Source organism: Planctomycetia bacterium (assembly GCA_034440135.1).
Classification (GTDB): domain Bacteria; phylum Planctomycetota; class Planctomycetia; order Pirellulales; family JALHLM01; genus JALHLM01.
Map to the genome: position 1 here is coordinate 1 of JAWXBP010000324.1, position 3,245 is coordinate 3,245.

The following is a 3,245-nucleotide window of genomic DNA, read 5'->3' on the forward strand; positions in this document are numbered from 1 at the left end:
AGCCACCCTGTTACTACCTGGAAGCGAAGACAGAATAGCCTCGTTCCACTGCGCGGGGGCAGAAAAGGAACGATGAGGCCAGCGACGTTTCCAATTCCTGCGGTAAGGAAATGGTTCTGTCCGTCGACCTGTCGGCATGACAGTTTGTATGCGCGGTTCACGCTACGACTGCCGTGTCGTTCGAATTTATTGGGAGACGAGCCTTTGATCGGACGTACTATTGAACGAAGCTCATCTGCGCGAAGTGCGTTTGACTAGCTGTATCGGCGATCCATTACCCCATGACGACAACTCTCGACTCGTCGAGGTTTTCGATGATTTTTACCAGCGCAACCGCCAAAAGCGGGCTAATTCCGTTTGCAATTGTTTCGGCTAGTCGTACAATTGAGGCAGAATCTATCGGATGACTAACTGAAGGGCACCCCGGTCAAACTGGGAGGCCCGTTAAAGAGTAAGCCGACGTGATGGAATACCTGCGGGTGTTCCGACACGTCGGCTTTTTTTATTGCTGGTGGCAGCAGCAACGCTCACATTTCCAGGAGACTTACTCGATGGACAAGAATTCAACAACCGTCGAATGCAACGATTGTGAGGACCAGCAGACCGGAACAATCGCCGAGCAGATTGCCCACGCGATTTGCGAATTTCAGCATAAGAGTACGGGCCACACGCCGACGGCAGTGAGCGTGGTTCTGAGCGAAGACACGCTGGTCATCACGCTGCACGAAGCTTTGACGGCCGCGGAAAAGGAAATGGCCAAGAGTGCAGGTGGTGCGGTTCGGTTGCAGGAGTTTCACCGGCAACTCTTTGCGACTTCTTCCGAATCGCTTCGGCAGGAAATCAACCGTATCACCGGAAGGCAGGTTCGTGAAGCGGCGGCGGAAGTCGAGCCGACGTCCGGGTCCATTGTGCATGCCTTCACCACTGGCACCACGGTGCAGGTCTTCCTGCTGGCGCCAAACACTCCGGCGAAAGTTGATGCCGCTGCCTTAGCAGCTACCGGGGCGGACAAACTCTTGTCGTAGCGAAAGTTCAACATTCACACCTGAGTTGAAGCTGGCGCAGGCAGCGACCATTTTGGCCGAGCCAACAACCGAGTCGGCGAATGATAAAGGCGCGTCCGAGTGCGACTCTATTTCTCTGAGCACGAAAGGACCACGCCATGACAGTTCAGACTTTGAAGGAATTGGTGCATAAACAATGCTCGCCCTGCGAGGGAGACGTGGCGAAGGTCAAAAGGGCCGCAGCCGAAGCGCAGCTAGAAAAACTTCCGGGCTGGCGGATTACGCACGCCGGTGAGCGGATTCGCAAAGACTGGGTTGTGAAGAACTTCACTGCCGGGCTGGAGTACTTTGATCGAGTGGGCCGACTCGCCGAGAAAGAAGGTCATCATCCCGACCTGCACCTTGAAGGCTTCCGCAACGTGTGGATCGAGCTTTCGACGCATGCGATCGGAGGGTTGTCGGATAATGATTTCATCCTGGCTGCGAAGATCGACAAGCTACCGATCAAGCGGAAGACGAGCCAGTAGACGCCCGGGAACAATCCAAGGCTCGACGTATCCGGTTTTTCGCGTCGCGGTCATCGCGGCGGACGGTTTTGAAACGACTGACGGAGTCAGTGCAGACGCCCTTAAAGATGCCGGAGCCGCCGCGAGCCGGCAATCGGCTGGCATTTCCCACGCAGTGCATTATAATAACACTGGGATGGGGTTTTGACTCCGCTCTAATAAAGTTGATTCGTCGGATGACTACATAGAGGGCATCCCGGCCGTGCCGGGAGGCCAGTTAACGAGTAAACCGACGTGCTCGAATACCTCAGGATGTTCGGACACGTCGTTTTTTTTTTTGCGCTCGATTTTCTCAACAACCCCGAACAATAGGAGTCACCGTCATGGGTGGCAAGACAGACGTGGCAAAAGGCCGAATTAAGGAAGCCGCAGGCGTATTGACCGGCAGCGACAAGCTTCGCGCAGACGGCAAGACTGACCAGGCGGTCGGCAAGATCAAGCAAGTGGCCAAGAAGGCCGTCGATAAGGTGGGGCAAGCGGTGAAGAAAGTGCGCGACTGAAGCTTCGTCGCATTGTGACTGGGTAGCCGGTGCGCGGAGTGTCCGAAGCCGGCTTGGTTCAACTAAAGAAATGGAAAGAAAATGGACACTACTACGCTAATCATTTTGATCGTTGTGTTGTTTCTTCTGTTCGGCGGGGGTGGCGGCTATTACTGGAGCCGCCGCGGACGTGGATAGTTGCCGGCGCCATATATACGCCGCGCAATGGCCTTTCGTGCGGCTGGCCATTGCGCCGGCCAGCACCAAGACTCAATTTGGCGAGTGACCACGGCTGTTCGCAAGCATTTAAGTCAGAAGACGCGAGCGAGCCGGTCGGACGGAGTCGAGGATCGTATCGCCATGAGGCTGAAGCACCTTTGAAACGGATATCCCCTAGATTTCACATGGAGTTAGAGATGGTCGATGCTTTACACCCAGGCTGCAACAACCGAAGTTGAAACCGACCTTCGCCCGCAACAGACGATCTCTACGAGCGTGCGGTTGCTAAATCTCGCGGTGGTCATCCTGCCGTTTCTTGGTTTCGTGGCCGTCGTGGCTTCCCTGTGGGGCCGGGGCTTCCAGTGGGTCGATTGCGGCCTCTTGTTGGGTATGTATATGCTGACGGCCGTAGGAATCACCGTAGGCTACCACCGACTGTTTACCCACCGCGCCTTTGAAGCCAATCGCGTGGCCAAGTTTGGATTGGCCGTCCTCGGGTCGATGGCCGTGGAGGGCCCGCTGCTAAAATGGGTCGCCATACATCGACGTCACCACCAACACAGCGACATGCACGGAGACCCCCATTCGCCGCACGAGCAAGGCGATGATTTTCTGGGAATGTTGCAGGGCCTCTGGCATGCGCATGTAGGCTGGTTCTTCAAGCCCGACCCGCCGAATCTACCCCACTACGTCAAAGATCTCCAGCAAAGCCGCCTGTTGCGCATGGCCGACAGGCTTTTCGCCTTGTGGGTGACGCTCGGCTTGCTGATTCCAGCGGCACTGGGCGGACTGCTGACGGGAACCTGGATGGGAGCACTGTCCGGCCTGCTTTGGGGCGGCTTGGCGCGGATATTTCTGGTCCATCATGTGACCTGGAGCATCAATTCGATTTGTCATCTGTGGGGCCGTCAGCCTTTCCGGACCGGCGACCAAAGCCGAAACAATTTCGTCTTTGGAGTCCTCGGCTTCGGTGAGGG

The 3,245-nt window shown here is 56.2% G+C and carries 4 protein-coding genes; all 4 read left to right on the forward strand.

The features are described 5' to 3' along the window. Window positions 1-464 precede the first annotated feature (464 nt). Complete coding sequence (locus tag SGJ19_19645; protein ID MDZ4782466.1) at window positions 465-1,025, forward strand: Na-translocating system protein MpsC family protein; 561 nt, start codon at window positions 465-467, stop codon at window positions 1,023-1,025. Window positions 1,026-1,162: 137 nt separating this feature from the next. After that, the gene (locus SGJ19_19650; GenBank protein MDZ4782467.1) at window positions 1,163-1,531 is read left to right on the forward strand and encodes a 4a-hydroxytetrahydrobiopterin dehydratase; all 369 of its coding nucleotides are present in this window, start codon (window positions 1,163-1,165) and stop codon (window positions 1,529-1,531) included. 362 nt (window positions 1,532-1,893) lie between these two features. After that, window positions 1,894-2,070, forward strand: a complete 177-nt coding sequence (locus SGJ19_19655) for a CsbD family protein (protein MDZ4782468.1) — start codon at window positions 1,894-1,896, stop codon at window positions 2,068-2,070. Between the two features lie 402 nt (window positions 2,071-2,472). After that, a partial coding sequence (locus SGJ19_19660; GenBank protein MDZ4782469.1) for an acyl-CoA desaturase occupies window positions 2,473-3,245 on the forward strand: 773 nt, incomplete at its 3' end.